Below are 16440 nucleotides of genomic sequence, written 5' to 3' on the forward strand. Positions count from 1 at the left end.
TCGGGTGTCCCGGACACATCCGGTCGACAACGGGATGGTGAACGACCCTCCAAGTTTGGACTAGACCCGTTACCTTTTCGTTATCTAACTCTCAGGCACGATGCCGTCTCGACGGGCGGAAGAAGGGGCTGACACATCGGCATGCGAACTCATATGCGGTATCCCCTCGGACTTGCGCGGCACCTGCTGCCATCGCAACCTGGTGAAACCGTGTCCGCCCTGCGGCCCGTCGGTCCGCTGGTGCGCCTGGATATCCGAGGAGTGAGATGTCCGCGTACTTCGAGACCGCCACCGGTGACCTCGCCGCCGAAGCGCTGCGCTCCTTCGCCGATGTCCACGGGGAACTGGTTTCGGCCCCTCCCGGGTTCGGCTTCCTCACTGCGCGCGACACCTCCGAGACGCGCGCCGTGGGCCTGCTCTCCGGCGGGGGATCGGGTCACGAGCCTCTGCACTGCGGGTATGTCGGGCGGGGCATGCTCGACGCCGCTGTTCCCGGACGGGTGTTCGCTTCTCCGCACAATCGGCAGGTGTACGAGGCGTCTCTCGCGGTCGCCCGTCCGGGCGGGGTTCTCCATCTGGTGAAGAACTACACCGGCGACCGCATCAATTTCGGCATCGCCGCCGAGCGCCTGGCCCACCAGGGCATACCGTGCGCCCGTGTCCTCATCGACGACGACCTCGCCTCCGACGCGGCGGAGATCGCCGCCGGGCGGCGTGGAACGGGTGGCACCGTTCTGGTGGAGAAGATCCTCGGCGCCGCGGCGGACACCGGCATGGGACTCGCCGAACTCCGGAGTCTGGGCGAACGACTCGTGGCGCGTTGCCGTTCACTCGCCATCGCCACCTCCGCGCACACGTCTCCCGCCACCGGGGAACCCGCCTTCACCCTGGACGCGGGCCGGCTGGAGTACGGGGTGGGCATTCACGGTGAACGCGCCAGTTCGACCACGCCTCGCCGGCCGCTGCCCGACCTGGTCGAACGGATGACGACGGAACTGCTCGGTGCGCTGCCCGCCGACACTCCGGTGATATCGCTGGTCAACGGCCTCGGCGCCACCACTCTGCTCGAGCTGTACGCGGCACACGGGCAGCTCGCCCACAAGCTGCGGGATGCCGGGGTGCCACTCGTCCGGAGCCTGGTCGGCAACTACATCACCTCTCTGGACATGCGCGGTTTCTCCATCACCCTGATGGCCGTCGACCCTCAGGCCCTCAGCCTGTACGACGCACCGGTCCACACCCCGGCCCTGCGCTGGTGAAGAGCGGCCCCGTTCCACCGCAGCCGACACCGAGAGGATCCCCATGACCGAGCCTGCCAGCAGCGCTCACTTCACCTTCGGCTGGATGCGGCGTTTCGCAGAAGCGGCCCACCGCGGTGAGCCCCTGCTCACCGCTCTTGACCAGGAGGTCGGCGACGGAGACTTCGGAGCCAACCTCACCGCCGGGGTGGACGCCGCCCGGGCCCGCTGGGATCGGCTCCCGGACCCGGGCTCCGATCCCTCCGCACCGCTTCTGGCCACGGCTGAGGCCTTTCTCGACGAGGTCGGCGGTACGAGCGGCCCCCTCTTCGGCCTCCTGCTGCAGTCGTTGGCCGCGGCGATCACCGAGGGCGGGCTCACCACCGCCGCGCTGGCCGACGGTTTCGCCGGCGGCCTCGCCTCGATCCAACGCGTCGGAGACGCCCGGCCAGGGGACAAGACCCTCGTCGACGCCCTGGCCCCCGCCACCGACGTGCTGCGCTCGACCACCCCGAGCACCCCCGCGGCCGACGCGCTCGCGATCGCGGCCGAATCCGCGTGGGACGGGGTGGCCGCGACCGCGAGGCTCCGGGCTCGTATGGGGCGCTCCAGTTACCTCGGTGGACGCACGGAGGGCATTCCCGACCCGGGGGCCGTCGGCGTCGCCCTCCTGCTGACCTGCGCCCAGCCCGGGACTCCTGACCTCGGCGCACGCCTGGACACCGTACGCGCCACCGGCTGAGTCAGCGCGCCCCCGCCGCTACCGGGCCCGCACCCAGTCCAGGTCCAGCAACTCGGGGGCGTGGAGGGTGGACACCCAGAGATCGACCGTGCTTTCCCGGCCGTCGCCGGGCGGCTTGCCGACCCCCACCACGCGTAGCCCCGCCCGGCGGGCCGACTCGATGCCCGTGAACGAGTCCTCCACGGCCAGCGTCCGATCGCTCCGGGCGCCGCACAGCCGTGCGGCGGTGGCGTAGACGTCCGGCCATGGCTTGGGCCTGATGGGCTCCCCGCCGTCCGGGCTCCTGGTGGCCGCACCGGTCGTTTCCGGGTCGCCGGGGACGACGATGTGACCGAAGTGCGACAGCAGGCCGGCCTGCTCCAGACTCCTCTCCACCACCGCGAGGGGGCAGTTGCTCGCGACCGCCAGGGGAAGGCGGCCGGACAGGTTCCGGACGAACTCGGCCGCTCCGGGCATGGTCACCGGGTCATCGGCGACGCGCTCCATGAAGTGGGCGAGCAGCGACTCGGTGAGCTCCGGTGCCAGGTCGGGCTTGTCGGCCTCCTCGGCCATCATGCGGCCGCAGTCGAGGTAGTGGACTCCCTTGGCGCGTTCGGCGAACCCCGGCGCCGGCCGCAGACCGAAGTCCCGGAAGGCCTGGCCTCGGGCATCCTGCCAATGCTGTTCGGTGTCCATGAGAGTGCCGTCGCAGTCGAAGACGACGGCTTCGGGGGACCAGCCGTGAAAGGGCTGCTCTGTGATGGTCATGGGTGGACCACTCCTGAGGGAAATGCGATCCGGCATGACGCGGGACCGCGGACCGTGGGGGGCGCCACTTCGCATGCGTTTGCGAAGCTCCTCACACTGCCCTCTGCGACCTGCAGTCGGGCGCGGAACATAAACCGGCTCATAGGCCGTCACGCAGAAGTGGCGTCACCGAGAAGCTATTCACTTTCGCGCAAGCCACGCAATCACCGGCTTGGCCCCTCGACATTCACGCGATAAATCCGCTAGGGGAAAGCGGGGGAGCGATCGGCAACGTGATGATTTCACCGACCAACTGCATTCACCGGAGGCCGCGTTGAGGAAACGCAACCCGATCGAATTGCCTCGATGGACGCATTCGCCCATTCAGCCAGGTGGCCGGAAACAGACGATTTACACCTCTTGATGCACTCTAAGGTGTGCACGCTCGAAAGAAAGTAAGGGGATTTACCCTACCCACCTCTTCTTTTACCAGCGTACGCGGAGCGCACATTATTGCCCCGGCGCGCGCCGGGGCTCCACGCAGGCGCAAAAAAGGCACACCCTTGAGAAGGGTGCGACCGGGCAGTCAACTGCTCGACGAACTCTTGGGCGTGCGGCGTCGAATGTATGAAAAGACCGTCCGGCGGAGACGTGCTCGGCTAGGGCTCTTCACGTCGAGCGGGCTTTCCCAGGTGCGTGGTGAAGGAGAACCGGTCTCCTCGGAACAGCGTGCGCACCCGCTCCAGCGGCCGGCCCTCCGTGTCCCGGGAGAGGCGGTGGAGGAGCAGCATCGGCAGAGCGGGCGGGGTCCCGATGAGCAAGGCCTCGCGGGGGGTGGCGAGGACGGTCTCGATGCGTTCGTCGGCGTCCCCGAAGTCGATGCCGAGCCGGTCGCGGAGGTAGGCGTAGAAGGAGGAGTCGGGGTCGAACTCGACGTCCAGGCGCGGGAGTCGGGCGACGCGGACATACGTGCTCTCCAGCCCGACCCGCTCGTCGTCGGCGAGCAGCACGCGCTCCAGGTGCCAGACCGGTTCACCCGGCGCCACCGCGATCTCGGCGGCCAGCGCGTCGGGGCAGGGGAAGCGTTCCAGGCCGATGAGGTGGCGGCCGGGGCGCCGGCCCTGGCGGCGGACGCCTTCGGTGTAGCTGGCGAGCGAGAGCGGCTGCTCCAGCTTGGGCCCGGCGACCACGGTCCCGCGCCCCTGCCGCCGCAGCCGCCCTTCCAGCAGCAGTTCGCGCAGCGCCTGCCGTACGGTCTCGCGCGATACCTCGTGGCGCAGTGCGAGATCCCGCTCGGTGGGCAGGAGCCCGCCCTCGCCCAACTCGTCGATGAGCAGCGAGATCCGGGCCTTGACCGCGTAGTACTTGGGGATGCGGCCGTGCTCCGGGATGCCGGAGCGGATCGGTGCGCCAGGTGCCTGGTCGTTCGGGTAGTCCACCGCCCGATGGTGGCAGACGGAGGTGAACGGCCTGGCGGGGGTGGTGGTCGGACCGGGGTGGTGTTCAGTCCAGGCGCCGGCGCATCCGGCGGCCCTTCGCCATGAGCGCGCCGCCGCAGAGGACGAGCGCGGCGGCGACCGCTCCGGCCCACGGCAGCAGCTCGGGCCCGGTGCGGGCGAGTTCGGGGAGCGGGCGGCCGTCCGTGTAGTGGGGCGGGCGCGGGGGCCGCTCCGCGTCGCCGCCCCGGGGAGGCGCCGACGATTCCGTACGGGGTTCCGTGCCGGGTTCCGTACGAGGCTCCGCGCCGGGTTCCGTACGGGGAGGGGAGCTGGGGTCCGGTGCGGGCTCCTTGCCGGGGCCGGTGTAAGTGGGTACGGGCGCGGCGGAAGGCGTGGGCGCGGCCGAGGTCGTGTCCGTACGGGGGCGGGGCTCGGCGGGCACCTCCGTACGGCCGCCGCGGTCCTCCTCCGTGGCCTCCGGTCGCGGGTACTCGCCGGTGACCCCGTCGACGATCACGAACCGGTACGCCCCCGACTCCCCCACCCAGTCCCCGTCCTCGCGGCCGCCGCCCTTGGCCTTGTCCTGGTGGTGGCGCTGGACGACGGCGGCGTGGGCGGTGACCCGGCCGGGGCCGGCGGCGGAGGTGAAGGCCATCCGGACCCGAACGCTGACGGTGGCGCCGGCGGGGACGGTGAACCCGGGGAAGTCGTCGCCGGCGGTGGATCCGGGGGCGCCGCCGAAGACGCCGATCTGCTCGTGGCGGTCGGTGGTCTCCCAGGTCACGCGGTGTTCGGCGCCGGGGCGGCCGGCCTCGGAGAACGTGAGCCGGATCTGGTCGGCGGTCAGCTCGCGGTCCTCGTCGTTGACCACGAGCACCGGGTGCAGGGCGTGGCAGGCGGTTTCGGTGGTGTTGGTGAGGTCGAGGAACCAGGTGCGGTGGCCGCCACCGGAGGCGTACGTCTTCGGGGCGTCCTGGATCCGGGTCTCGATCGGGAACTCCTTGGCACCCGGATCACCGCAGGCGGGCTGCTCGTCGGCCGTTAAGGAGGCGGAGGCGGTCGCCGCAGGGAGGGCTGCGGCCTGCGGACCGCCCAGGAGCGCGGCGGGCACCGCGATCCCGGCGGCCAGCCCGAGGGCGGCGAGCGCCCGGGCGTCACGCAGCCGCGCGCGGGAGGTGGGGGACATGGCGGGGCCCTTCGCTGCTCGCGGACGACCGGGGCGGCGGCCACCGGTGGTGTCCTCCGACGCAAGCACGCGCGCGCGGACCCAGAGTGTCGACATGCCGACACTCATTCATACGATCACCCGACCGGTGGACTCACTCCGCCGCACATCTCAGCCGCGCGCCGCCTGCTCCACCAGCAGCTCCGCCATTTCCTTGGCCCGCTCGGCGGCCCGGCTCACGGACCGCATCGAGTTGGCGATGCAGGCACCCTCGTGCAGGATCAGCAGCCGCCCGGCAAGACTCTCGGGATCCGCCACACCGACCTCCGCGGCCAGGTCCTCCAGGTAGGAGAGGAGCCACGCCTTCTGATCCCGGGCGATCTGCTGCCCCGGATGATCCTCGGGGAGCTCCACGTAGGCGTTGACGAAGGCACAGCCCCGCGGGTTCCGCTCACTCATCCAGTCCCGCAGGGCATCGAAGGTGGAGAGGAGCTTGTCGGCGGCGGAGCCACCGGAGTCGTTGACGTGCTTGACGAGCGTGGACCGCCACAAGCCGTCCCGCGCACGCAGGTAGGCCAGGATCAGGTCCTCCTTGGAACCGAACCGGTCGTACAGGGTCTTCTTGGTCACGCCCGCCTCTTCGGCGATCAGCTCGACGCCGACAGCACGGATCCCCTGCTCGTAGAAGAGCCGCGAGGCCGTCTCCAGGATCTTCACACCGGCCGGAGTCAGGTGCTGCACACCACGCCCCTTGCCGCCCCGGCCGATGGTCACTCTGCGTTCTGTCACACCTTGACGGTACACCCAGCGGTATGGTTACGTCAGGTGCTATACCGGTATGTTTACTTCTAGGGAGCGGCGCGTGAACGGAATCCGCACGGCCCTGCGGGGTGGGCCGGTCATCGCCTTCCTGTTCGTCATCATGTGGAGCTCCGGCTTCATCGGCGCGGGCCTCGGAACAGCCGTCTCCAGCGCGGTGACGATCCTGATGTGGCGCTTCATCACCGTGGCCGCGATTCTGCTGGTCCTCCAGTTCGCGATCAGGAAGCACCGCATGTCGCCGCGCGAGGTGGCCGTACAGGCACTGCTCGGCCTGTTCTCGCAGAGCATCTACCTCTACAGCATGTTCGGCGCGGTCCAACTGGGAGTGACCAGCGGCATCGTCTCCCTGATCGACGCCCTGCAGCCCATCTGCGCAAGCGCCCTCGCCGGGCTGCTACTGAGCGAGCGGACCTCCACACGACAGTGGTGGGGGTTGGGCGTCGGCCTCATCGGCGTCACCGTGGTCATCAGCGGCGATCTGGGCCTGCGCGAGACCGTGCCGGCCTGGGCGTACCTCATCCCGTTCATCGGGATGGTCGCCTTGACCGTGGCCACGGTCATCGAACGCAAGGTGGAGCCGCAGGCCCCACTGATGGACGCGCTGGCAGTCCAGTGCGGCGCGAGTGCGGTCTTCTTCACCCTGGTCGGCTTCAGCACCGGACAAGCCGCCGCACCCACCGACCCCCAGGCATGGCTCGCCATCGCCTGGCTCATCGGCCTCTCCACCCTGGGCGGATACGGGCTGTACTGGATCATTCTCCAGCGACGCGGGGTCACCTACGTGAGTTCGCTGATCTACCTGACCGCACCGGCGACGCTGATCTGGGGCTTCTTCATGTTCGGCGACGCGATCAGCCTGCTGAGCGGCATCGGCATCGCGATCTGCCTGGCCGGGGTCGCGGTCGTCCACAGCCGGCAGGCAACGACTTCCACGGGACCGGCAGGTGCGGAACCCCCGCCCCTGAAGGAGGCTCCGGCACGGCCGGACACCGCCCGGCACCCCGTACAGGAGCCGTGACGGCGGCGGCCGCACAGCGCGACACCTCACCCACTCCGCCGCGCACCTCCGGCCCGGAACGCACTCCCACCTCGAACGTCCGGAATGCGGAAAGACCTGACCGATACCAGGCCGGAGCACGTTCACATTCCAGTGGCCGAGCGGCGTGAAGACACCCTGAGCGAGTCACGCACAAGGAAACCAGGAAATCCCTTGACACCGGCTCGATCACATTCATACCTTGTAGCCACACCGGTCAGTATACCTAGCCGCTCGCCACCCCTGTCGAAGGAGATGTGCGCATGACGGATAGCTTCTCAGGTGCGACCAAGAAGGGGACCATGGAGCTCCCCCGGACGGCAACCGGATTCGACCAGCTGGCACACGCAATTCGCGCACGTAAACCACGGTACGACGGAAAAATCTCGTCGGAACCTCGTTGGGAAAGCGCATTCGTACGGCAGGAGATAAGCCACCCGGTCATCAAGCTTCAGGAATTTGGCTACCGCGCCGAAGAGCTGAACCGAGGGTACGGAGTCATCGACGACACGGCGGTGGCGGGTCCGACACAGCTCCTCACGCCGGAAGGGGTTTTCCGCCTCAAGGACGTGTGCGACAAGCTGGAGGCCTACGCGGCCGGCAGCGAGTTCATCGTCACCCGCCGGGTACGCAGCGCCGACCTGATGTCGCCGTTCATCAACAACATGATCCGGGACCGGGCCTTCCTGCTCGCCTGCTCACGGATGGTCGGTGTACCGCTGATCCCGCACCCGCTGCGCACCCCCACCGTCCAGATCAACTACTTCGAGGGCCGCGAGACGGGGGACCGCGAGATAGCCAAGTGGCACCGCGACGGCATGGACTACGTCTTCACCATCCAGCTCAACGAGGGCGGCGAGTACGAGGGCGGCCGGTTCACCTACTTCAAGGGGCGGACCGACGAGTTCGAGGGCATCGGCGGGGACGACCCGCGGATCGTGGAGGCGGACTGCGACGCGCTCGGGGCGACGCTGTTCATCCACGGAAGCCACCTCTTCCACGCCGTCACGCCCGTGACGGCCGGCCGCCGGGTCACCTTCGTCCTCTCGCTCTTCTGCCCGTACTTCTCACGCCAGGACTCCAATACTTTCTGGCATCTGGCGGGTGACGACGGGATCCCCGCAACGATTCCGAACTGGTTGCGCCTCAAGTGGCCCACTCGGAATCCCGCCATGGACTTCAGCCTGCGAGCAGGAAGCCCCATGATTTCCTGGGAAGATCTCCAGTAGATTTCCCTCTCCTCACCTCACCACTCGTGCACCAGGGATCATCAAACGCCTTTTCGGGGGGCGGTTTCCCCTGCCCGAAAAGAGTCACATTCGACATCTCGGAGGAAATCCCCATGGCTCAGCAAGTCATCGATAGTCCCCTTATGCAGAGCGCGAACCTGGTCGACCACATACGTGGCGGACTGGCTACCTACCTCCGGGTGCCGGCCCAGAACATCTCCATTCCGCAGAACGTCGACAAGTACCATGACAAGAACGCTCCGGAGAAGTCGGATCCGGCGCTTGAGGAAGTCTTCCGCCTCATGTGGGCGCTCAACGAGCGAGGACTCTCCGACCAGGAGATCGGCAATACGGCGCTGCGGACCCGGTCCCTGACGACCGCCCTGGACCACGTGCTGGGAGACATCGTCGACGAGCTGGGCGGCGCCCCGCTCCAATACACGGAGCTCGGGCCTGAACCGGTCAAGACCAAGTACATACTGCGGGGGCTCCAGGACCGCGGCCTGGACATCAAGCAGTACAACGGCGTCGACATCAACCCCGCCTCCCGCGAGACGATGCGCACCGAGCTAGCCTCCGTGCTGCCCGCCGACCGCTTCTCCTACCAGCAGACGCTCTTCGAGGAGCTCGGCGACCGCGACTACCGCGTGCCCGGCGTACGCAATCTGGTGACCATGCTCGGCTTCGAGGAGGGCAACGAGCACCCGGCGGCCATCGACGAGATGCTGGACCGCATCCTGGAGCCCGGAGATCTGTTCCTGTCCGAGATGCAGATTCTTTCCGAGAGCGGCTGGCACCCGATCTTCAACTTCTACCAGAACGACCTGATGCGCCGGTTCTCCAAGCTCGCGCTGGACCGCAGCCGGCCGAACGTCGACTCCGAGTACGGGGTCTATCTCGTGCCCCTCTCCCTCGGCACGGACGGTGCGCCGACCATGGCCGCGGTGACCGCGGAGCGCATCCGCGGCTCCAAGGCGGACGAGGACAGCATCTTCGTCACCAACTACTGCCTGAAGTTCGCCCTGGATGAGTACCGGCATCTGCGGGAGGGCTCCGGCCGGTTGAAGGTGCTCGCTCAGCGCACGACGGCGGACGGCTCCGTGGTCTTCCAGCTGACCCAGAAGCTCTGACGAACACCGTTTTCGGCCGGCGCCCGCAGAGCGGGCGCCGGCCCTCCACCGGGAGCACCCACGTGTCGCGATCACTCGACTGGGACGACGACCATCTGCGGCTGACCGACCAGCGCGCTCTGCCCGCGTCCCACCACCACCTCCATATCCGTACCGTCGACGAACTGCTGGAAGCCATCAGCGTGCTGGCCGTCCGAGGCGCACCCGCGCTCGGAATCGCCGGCGCCTTCGGAGTGGCGCTCTCCGCGCTGCACCACACCACCGCGCAGGGCCTGAACACCGCGGCGGTACGAGCCGACGCCGACCGGATCGCCCGCGCCCGGCCCACTGCGGTGAACCTGTCCCGCGGCGTCGCACGCGCCCTGTCCGCACTCGACCGGGGGGCGGCGGCCGTACTCGCCGAGGCCCTGGCCCTGCTGGAGGAGGACGAGCAGATCAATCGCGCGGCCGCACACCACGCCGCCGACCACCTGCTGGCCCTCACCGGACGCCGGCCGTTACGGATCCTCACCCACTGCAACACCGGCAGTCTGGCGACCGGAGCATGGGGCACCGCGCTCGGAACCATCCGGGACCTGCACGCCCGCGGGCTGGTCGAGGAAGTGCTGGCCACCGAGACCCGTCCGCTTCTGCAGGGCGCCCGGCTCACCGTGTGGGAGTTGCAGCGCGAAGGCATCCCCGTGCGTCTGTGCACCGACACGGCCGGGGTCTCCGCTCTGCGCGAAGGGCTGATCGACGGCGTACTGGTCGGCGCGGACCGGGTGACCGCCAACGGCGACGTAGCCAACAAGATCGGCACGTACCCGCTGGCCCTCGCGGCCGATCGGCACGGCGTTCCGTTCATCGTGGTGGCACCGCTGTCCAGCGTGGACGAGTCGATCCCGGCCGGCGACGGCATCGCCATCGAACAGCGTGCCGCCGAAGAGGTCACCACCCTCGGCGGCCAACGGACGGCGCCACCGGACACACGTGTCTACAACCCGGCGTTCGACGTGACCCCGCACGACCTGATCAGCGCGGTCGTCACCGAAAGCGGTGTGCGGACCGCGTCGGAGCCGGTACCCGCACCACTGGCGACGCGACTGGCCGCGGAAATCGCCGTGGAGAAGGACTTCCCCTCCCCCGGTGTCCTCTTCCAGGACCTGGCAGGGATCTACCGCAGTCCCGGGCTGCTCGGATCGGCGGCGCGGGAGATGGCCCGCCGGAGCCGCGGCGACCACGACGTCGTGGTCGGGGTGGAGGCGCGGGGGTTCGTCCTGGCCGCCGCGGTCTCCTCGTACACCGGTCTCCCGCTCGTACTGGCCCGTAAGCCCGGCAAGACCCCGGGAAAGCCGCGAGCCGTCTCCTACCGGAGCGAGTACTCCACCGACACGCTGGAGATACCGGAGAACGCGCTGAAACCGGGGGACCGGGTCCTTCTCGTCGACGACGTGCTGGCGACGGGCGGGACCCTCGAGGCCGCCGCGACACTGGTCCACGGCTGCGGAGGGACCGTCACCCGGTGCGCCGTTCTCAGCGAGATCTCCGAATTGGGCGGGGCGGCACGGCTGGCTCCGGTTCCCGTCGACGCGCTGGTGCGCACGCTCCCGCCCCCCGGCTCCACACCTGAGGGAGAACGACCGTGAAACCCCTGTTCATCTCCGAGGAGACGGAGACCTTCCGTGCCGATCTTGCCGCCACCGCCCGCTCGCTGTACGAGCAGGGCTGGATGCCGGGCACATCGGGGAACCTCTCGGTTCGCAGCGGCGAGGCCGTACTGATCACCGCCAGTGGCCGGAGCAAGCGGACCCTGTGCGAGCACGACACCGTCCTGGTCGACCCCGACGGCGGATCGCCGCTGACCGGGGAGAGTGAATGGCCCTCCGCGGAGACGTCGATCCATCTGGCCGTCTACCGCGGCCTGTCGGACGCCTCCGCCGTGATCCACGCGCACACCCCGTACGCCACTGCTCTCGCCACCCTCGCCGGAACCGGCGAGGGTGGCGGCCGGGTTGTCTTCGAGGAACTGGAGCTGGCGAAGGGGCTCGGCGTCGCCGACCCGCTGCGCGTCGAGCTTCCCGTCCTGGCCAACTGGACCGATGTGCAACGCATCGCCGCCGACGCGGCGGCGCATCTCGATCCGATGCCCTCGAACCTCGCCCCGGCCCTCCTCGTCGAGCGGCACGGCGTGACCGTTTGGGGAGCCACCCTCGACCAGGCCCGCGACCGGCTGGAATGTGTCGAGGAACTGAGCCGTCTGGCCCTCCTGACCGCTGACCGCTCCAACCCGACCGCCCTGGGGGCGAACCGATGACACTGCTTCAGATCATGCCCGAGAGCGCGCCGGAGACCGTCGTTCTCCGCACGGAGGACATCGACGTCATCAGTGCGGAACTGGCAGGTGTGGGGGTACGGATCGAACGGTGGCATACCGATGCCCGCCTGCCCGCCGACGCCGATGACCATGCCGTCATGGAGGCGTACCGGCGTCCCGTCGACCGGGTGATCGCCGAGGGCGGCTACCGACTGGTCGACATCGTCCGGATGGTGCCCGACCCCGCCGACCCCGCGTGGCCGGAACGGGCCCGCGCGGCTCGGGAGAAGTTCCTGGAGGAGCACTTTCACGACGAGGACGAGGTCCGGTTCTTCGCAGCCGGATCCGGCTGCTTCTACCTCCACGTCGAAGGGCGGGTCTACGCGACGGTCTGCACGGCCGGCGATCTGCTCTCCGTGCCGAGGGGCACGGTCCACTGGTTCGACATGGGCAGTCGGCCCCACTTCACCGCGATCCGCTTCTTCCAGGAGGAGGACGGGTGGATCGGCAGGTTCCTGCCGGACAGCATCGCCGCGCGTTTCCCCGGCCTCGACGAGCTGATGGCGCCCGTATGACCGCCCGTACGGAACAGACCGTCGTCCTGGACATCGAGGGCACCACCAGTTCCGCGAGGCATGTGCACGAGGTGCTGTTCCCCTACGCCCGGCAGCGGCTGGCCGGATGGCTGGAGGCCCACCTCTCCGAGACACGGGTGCACGCCCTCCTGGACGAAGTCGCGAGGGCCGCGGGCTCCGGCTCCCTGGACATACGGACGGCGGTTCGGCTGCTGGAGCAGTGGTCCGACGAGGACCGCAAGGAGGCGCCGCTGAAGACCCTCCAGGGCCTGATCTGGGCCGAAGGGTATGCGAGGGGCGAGCTGACCGGGCACGTCTACTCGGACACCGTCGATGCGCTGGACCTCTGGAACGGCCGTGGAGTACCGGTGCACGTCTACTCCTCCGGTTCCGTGCTGGCCCAGAAGCAGTGGTTCGCCCACACCCCCTACGGCGACCTCCGCGGTCGGCTCGGGCACCACTTCGACACGGTCAACGCCGGTCCGAAGACAGCCGTGAAGTCGTACCGGACAATCACGGAGATGCTCTCCGTACCCGCCACCGGGATCCTGTTCGCGTCCGACAGCCCGGCGGAGCTCGAGGCGGCGGCCACGGCCGGCTGGCGTACGGCGCTCGTGCGGCGGGCGGGCGGGACAGCACCGGAGGCACCGGGCGCGCGGCGGATCCACGGCGACCTCCTCTCCGTTGCACGCGGAGGGACGGGATGACCCTCCCGGCCGGTACGCGCACGGCGGGCCGAGCGGCCGGACTCGGTCCGTCGGTGTTCGCCGAGATGACCGAGCTGGCCGTGCGTACCGGCTCCGTCAATCTCGGGCAGGGGTTTCCCGAGACCGACGGACCGCCCGCGATCCTGGAAGCCGCCCGGCAAGCGGTCCTGGGCGGCTCCAACCAGTACCCGCCGCTCGGTGGGACCCCGCGTCTACGCAGAGCTGCGGCCGCCCAGCGCGAGAAGCGGTACGGCACCCCCTATGACCCCGATACGGAAGTCGTCGTCACCAGCGGCGCGACCGAAGCGATCACCGCCGCCGTGCTCGCCCTGTGCGGGCCCGGGGAGGAGATCGTGTTCTTCGACCCCTCCTACGACTCCTACCCGGCCGCCGCCGCACTGGCGGGCGCGGTCTGCCGGCGGGTGCCGCTGCGGCCGAGCCCGGACGGCTTCTCCTACGATCCCGCGGACCTGCGGGCTGCCGTGACCCCGGCGACACGCGTACTGCTCCTCAACACCCCGCACAATCCGACCGGCAAGGTCTTCACTCACCAGGAGCTCGCCGACATCGCCGACGTGTGTGTGGATCTCGACCTCGTCGCCGTCGTGGACGAGGTGTACGAGTACCTGGTCTACGACGGTCTGGTCCATCGTCCGCTCGCCTCGCTGCCGGGAATGGCCGAACGCACCCTCACCGTCTCCTCGGCCGGCAAGACGTTCAGCCTCACCGGCTGGAAGGTGGGGTGGGCCTGCGGCCCGGCGGACCTCATCGCTGCCGTCCGGTCCGTCAAGCAGTACCTGACCTACGCCACTGCGGCTCCGCTGCAGGACGCCGTGGCACTGGCTCTGGAGAGTCACGAACCATGGGTCACCGCCCTGCGCCACACACTCTCGGGCAACCGGGACACCCTGGCACGGGCTCTGGGCGTGGCCGGCCTGGAGGTGGTACCCGCCCAGGGGGGCTACTTCCTCCAGGCCGCCGTGACGGCGGGCGGCCCGGACGCCGCGGCGTACTGCCGTGCCCTGCCGTACAGCAGCGGCGTCGTCGCCATCCCGACCGGAGCGTTCACCGACGGCTCCGGACGCTACGGCGACCTCGTGCGCTTCTCGTTCTGCAAGACGCCCGGCACGCTCGCCGAAGTGGCGAAGCGGCTGACATCCCGCGTCTGATCCCGGCATCCGGTGCCGGTGCGCCCGCCCACCCCTGATCCCGCTCGGAGGCACCATGACCACCCCTGCCCCAGCCGTCGCCGTCATCGGCGGTTCCGGCTTCTATTCCCTGCTCGACGACGCCCGGGAAGTACGGCCGGACACCCCGTTCGGCCCGATCAGCGATCCGATCACCGTGGGCACCCTGGGACGACGCACGGTCGCCTTCCTTCCCCGCCACGGCAGGAACCACCAGTTGCCACCGCACCGGGTGAACTACCGGGCCAACCTGTGGGCGCTGAGCGAACTGGGCGCCACCCGGATCGTGGGAACGGGCGCCGTCGGCAGCCTGACGAACACGATCCCGCCGGGCAGTCTGGTCGTACCCGATCAGCTGGTCGACCGGACCGGTGGCCGGCCGCAGACCTACTTCGACGGCCCCGACGTGGCCCACGCGTCGTTCGCCGACCCGTACTGCTCGCAGGGGCGCGCCGTGGCGCTGCGGGCGGCGGACGGGGCCGGCTGGAGCGCGGTGGACGGGGGCACCCAGGTCGTCATCCAGGGGCCGAGGTTCTCCACCCGCGCCGAGTCCCGCTGGTTCGCTGCCCAGGGCTGGTCCATCGTGGGGATGACTGCCCATCCCGAGGTGGTGCTGGCCCGCGAACTTGGCCTGTGCTACGTCCCGTTGTGCGTGGTCACCGATCTGGACGCCGGAGTGGCGGAGGGCACCGGTGTCACCCAGGACGAGGTCATGGCCGCATTCGCCAAGAGCACCGCACGGCTGCGCGATGTCCTCATCGCGACGGTCCGGGATCTGCCGGACCGCCCCTCCTGCGCGTGCCGCGCGCTGCGCCCCGAAGCGCTATGACGGGCCGGGCCGACAACACCCCCGCCGGACAGGGTCCGCGCGCACGACGACGCCCTTCCGACCTCTCGCCAAGGAGCTGACGCACTCATGTCCCCTCGTCTCTTCACCTCCGAGTCGGTGACCGAAGGCCATCCCGACAAGATCGCCGATCAGATCAGTGACACCGTGCTCGACGCCCTGCTCGCCCAGGACCCTTCCGCCCGCGTCGCCGTGGAGACCCTGATCACCACCGGCCAGGTCCATCTGGCCGGCGAGGTGACGACCACGGCCCACGTACCCATCGCCCGTCTGGTGCGCGAGAAGATCCTGGAGATCGGGTACGACGCGTCCGTGAAGGGGTTCGACGGCGCGACCTGCGGGATCTCCGTCTCCATAGGCGCCCAGTCCCCCGACATCGCCCAGGGTGTCGACACCGCCTACGAACGGCGGGTCAAGGGCAAGGAGGACGACCTCGACCGGCAGGGGGCCGGCGACCAGGGCCTGATGTTCGGCTACGCCACCGACGAGACACCCGAGTTGATGCCGCTGCCCATCGCCTTGGCGCACCGGCTGTCCCGGCGCCTCGCCCGCGTACGCAAGGACGGGACGGTTCCTTATCTGCGCCCCGACGGCAAGACGCAGGTGAGCATCGAGTACCGGGGAAGCCGCCCCGCCCGTCTGGGCACGGTGGTCGTCTCCTCCCAGCACGCGGGCGACGTGGATCTCGGGACGCTGCTCGCCCCCGATATCAGGGAGCACGTCGTGGAGGCGGAGCTGCGGCAACTGGCCGAGGACGGCATCAAGCTGGACACGGAGGGACACGAGCTACTGGTGAACCCGACCGGCCGCTTCGAGATCGGTGGCCCCATGGGGGACGCCGGGCTGACCGGTCGCAAGATCATCATCGACACGTACGGTGGCATGGCCCGTCACGGCGGCGGCGCCTTCTCGGGCAAGGACCCGTCCAAGGTCGACCGCTCGGCGGCCTACGCGATGCGCTGGGTCGCCAAGAACGTGGTGGCCGCCGGACTCGCCGCCCGGTGTGAGATCCAGGTCGCCTACGCCATCGGCCGGGCCGCTCCGGTGAGCCTGTTCGTCGAGACCTTCGGAACGGCCACGGTCTCCCAGCAGACGATCGAACGGGCGGTCTCGGACGTCTTCGACCTGCGGCCGGCCGCGATCATCCGGGACCTGGACCTGCTCCGCCCGATCTACGCCCGGACTGCCGCCTACGGTCACTTCGGCCGTGAACTGCCCGATTTCACCTGGGAACGCACCGACCGGACCGCCGCGCTGCGTACGGCCGCGGGCATCTGACCCCCAGCCGTCGAACCGGCCGGCAC

General features: G+C 69.5%; 16 protein-coding genes. 12 read left to right on the forward strand and 4 right to left on the reverse strand.

Annotated elements, in window-relative coordinates; translation table 11 throughout:
* Positions 1-266: 266 nt before the first annotated feature.
* Positions 267-1259: a dihydroxyacetone kinase subunit DhaK gene (locus tag ACIRR8_RS03345; RefSeq protein WP_404058372.1), complete on the forward strand. Its 993-nt coding sequence runs from the start codon at positions 267-269 to the stop codon at positions 1257-1259.
* Positions 1260-1302: 43 nt separating this feature from the next.
* The gene (locus tag ACIRR8_RS03350; protein ID WP_404058374.1) at positions 1303-1980 is read left to right on the forward strand and encodes a DAK2 domain-containing protein; all 678 of its coding nucleotides are present in this window, start codon (positions 1303-1305) and stop codon (positions 1978-1980) included.
* An 18-nt stretch (positions 1981-1998) separates the two neighbouring features.
* Here ACIRR8_RS03350 and ACIRR8_RS03355 read toward each other — a convergent pair whose 3' ends face one another.
* From ACIRR8_RS03355 to ACIRR8_RS03370, 4 genes are all read right to left on the reverse strand, one after another.
* Positions 1999-2727, reverse strand: coding sequence for an HAD family hydrolase (locus tag ACIRR8_RS03355; RefSeq protein WP_404058376.1), 729 nt, complete (start codon positions 2725-2727; stop codon positions 1999-2001).
* A 638-nt stretch (positions 2728-3365) separates the two neighbouring features.
* The gene (locus tag ACIRR8_RS03360; protein ID WP_404058378.1) at positions 3366-4145 is read right to left on the reverse strand and encodes a GntR family transcriptional regulator; all 780 of its coding nucleotides are present in this window, start codon (positions 4143-4145) and stop codon (positions 3366-3368) included.
* Between the two features lie 64 nt (positions 4146-4209).
* The gene (locus tag ACIRR8_RS03365; RefSeq protein ID WP_404058380.1) at positions 4210-5331 is read right to left on the reverse strand and encodes a peptidase; all 1122 of its coding nucleotides are present in this window, start codon (positions 5329-5331) and stop codon (positions 4210-4212) included.
* A gap of 150 nt (positions 5332-5481) precedes the next feature.
* Entirely contained in the window at positions 5482-6099 is a 618-nt protein-coding gene (locus ACIRR8_RS03370) for a TetR/AcrR family transcriptional regulator (RefSeq protein WP_404058382.1), read from the reverse strand.
* A gap of 73 nt (positions 6100-6172) precedes the next feature.
* Between ACIRR8_RS03370 and ACIRR8_RS03375 the strand changes: the two genes are divergently transcribed.
* The 10 genes from ACIRR8_RS03375 to metK all read left to right on the forward strand — a co-directional run bounded on the left by ACIRR8_RS03375 (position 6173) and on the right by metK (position 16414).
* Complete coding sequence (locus tag ACIRR8_RS03375; protein WP_404058384.1) at positions 6173-7150, forward strand: DMT family transporter; 978 nt, start codon at positions 6173-6175, stop codon at positions 7148-7150.
* Between the two features lie 281 nt (positions 7151-7431).
* Positions 7432-8397: a hypothetical protein gene (locus ACIRR8_RS03380; protein ID WP_404058386.1), complete on the forward strand. Its 966-nt coding sequence runs from the start codon at positions 7432-7434 to the stop codon at positions 8395-8397.
* A gap of 143 nt (positions 8398-8540) precedes the next feature.
* Complete coding sequence (locus ACIRR8_RS03385) at positions 8541-9527, forward strand: hypothetical protein (RefSeq protein WP_404058388.1); 987 nt, start codon at positions 8541-8543, stop codon at positions 9525-9527.
* Between the two features lie 62 nt (positions 9528-9589).
* On the forward strand, positions 9590-11152 hold the full coding sequence (gene mtnA / locus ACIRR8_RS03390; RefSeq protein WP_404058390.1) for an S-methyl-5-thioribose-1-phosphate isomerase: 1563 nt from the start codon (positions 9590-9592) through the stop codon (positions 11150-11152).
* Complete coding sequence (gene mtnB, locus ACIRR8_RS03395) at positions 11149-11820, forward strand: methylthioribulose 1-phosphate dehydratase (RefSeq protein ID WP_404058392.1); 672 nt, start codon at positions 11149-11151, stop codon at positions 11818-11820. Before mtnA ends, mtnB begins: the two co-directional genes overlap by 4 nt.
* Entirely contained in the window at positions 11817-12395 is a 579-nt protein-coding gene (locus ACIRR8_RS03400) for a 1,2-dihydroxy-3-keto-5-methylthiopentene dioxygenase (RefSeq protein WP_404058394.1), read from the forward strand. Before mtnB ends, ACIRR8_RS03400 begins: the two co-directional genes overlap by 4 nt.
* Positions 12392-13102: an acireductone synthase gene (gene mtnC, locus ACIRR8_RS03405; protein WP_404058396.1), complete on the forward strand. Its 711-nt coding sequence runs from the start codon at positions 12392-12394 to the stop codon at positions 13100-13102. The genes ACIRR8_RS03400 and mtnC overlap by 4 nt, the downstream gene beginning before the upstream one ends.
* The gene (locus tag ACIRR8_RS03410; protein ID WP_404058398.1) at positions 13099-14271 is read left to right on the forward strand and encodes an aminotransferase class I/II-fold pyridoxal phosphate-dependent enzyme; all 1173 of its coding nucleotides are present in this window, start codon (positions 13099-13101) and stop codon (positions 14269-14271) included. The genes mtnC and ACIRR8_RS03410 overlap by 4 nt, the downstream gene beginning before the upstream one ends.
* Positions 14272-14326: 55 nt before the next feature.
* A complete protein-coding gene (locus ACIRR8_RS03415) occupies positions 14327-15118 on the forward strand; it encodes an S-methyl-5'-thioadenosine phosphorylase (RefSeq protein ID WP_404058400.1) in 792 nt (263 codons plus the stop codon).
* Positions 15119-15205: 87 nt separating this feature from the next.
* Positions 15206-16414 (forward strand): methionine adenosyltransferase, encoded by a 1209-nt coding sequence (gene metK, locus ACIRR8_RS03420; RefSeq protein ID WP_404058402.1) that lies wholly within the window; start codon positions 15206-15208, stop codon positions 16412-16414.
* The last annotated feature ends 26 nt before the right edge of the window (positions 16415-16440 follow it).

The organism is Streptomyces sp. NPDC101178, assembly GCF_044767965.1.
GTDB lineage: Bacteria > Actinomycetota > Actinomycetes > Streptomycetales > Streptomycetaceae > Streptomyces.

Coding starts and splice junctions, on each gene's coding strand:
- ACIRR8_RS03380 (WP_404058386.1), top strand. CDS start 7,432: ATGACGGATAGCTTCTCAGGTGCGACCAAGAAGGGGACCATGGAGCTC.
- metK (WP_404058402.1), top strand. CDS start 15,206: ATGTCCCCTCGTCTCTTCACCTCCGAGTCGGTGACCGAAGGCCATCCC.
- ACIRR8_RS03400 (WP_404058394.1), top strand. CDS start 11,817: ATGACACTGCTTCAGATCATGCCCGAGAGCGCGCCGGAGACCGTCGTT.
- ACIRR8_RS03350 (WP_404058374.1), top strand. CDS start 1,303: ATGACCGAGCCTGCCAGCAGCGCTCACTTCACCTTCGGCTGGATGCGG.
- ACIRR8_RS03345 (WP_404058372.1), top strand. CDS start 267: ATGTCCGCGTACTTCGAGACCGCCACCGGTGACCTCGCCGCCGAAGCG.
- ACIRR8_RS03385 (WP_404058388.1), top strand. CDS start 8,541: ATGCAGAGCGCGAACCTGGTCGACCACATACGTGGCGGACTGGCTACC.
- ACIRR8_RS03415 (WP_404058400.1), top strand. CDS start 14,327: ATGACCACCCCTGCCCCAGCCGTCGCCGTCATCGGCGGTTCCGGCTTC.
- mtnC (WP_404058396.1), top strand. CDS start 12,392: ATGACCGCCCGTACGGAACAGACCGTCGTCCTGGACATCGAGGGCACC.
- ACIRR8_RS03355 (WP_404058376.1), bottom strand. CDS start 2,727: ATGACCATCACAGAGCAGCCCTTTCACGGCTGGTCCCCCGAAGCCGTC.
- ACIRR8_RS03410 (WP_404058398.1), top strand. CDS start 13,099: ATGACCCTCCCGGCCGGTACGCGCACGGCGGGCCGAGCGGCCGGACTC.
- ACIRR8_RS03365 (WP_404058380.1), bottom strand. CDS start 5,331: ATGTCCCCCACCTCCCGCGCGCGGCTGCGTGACGCCCGGGCGCTCGCC.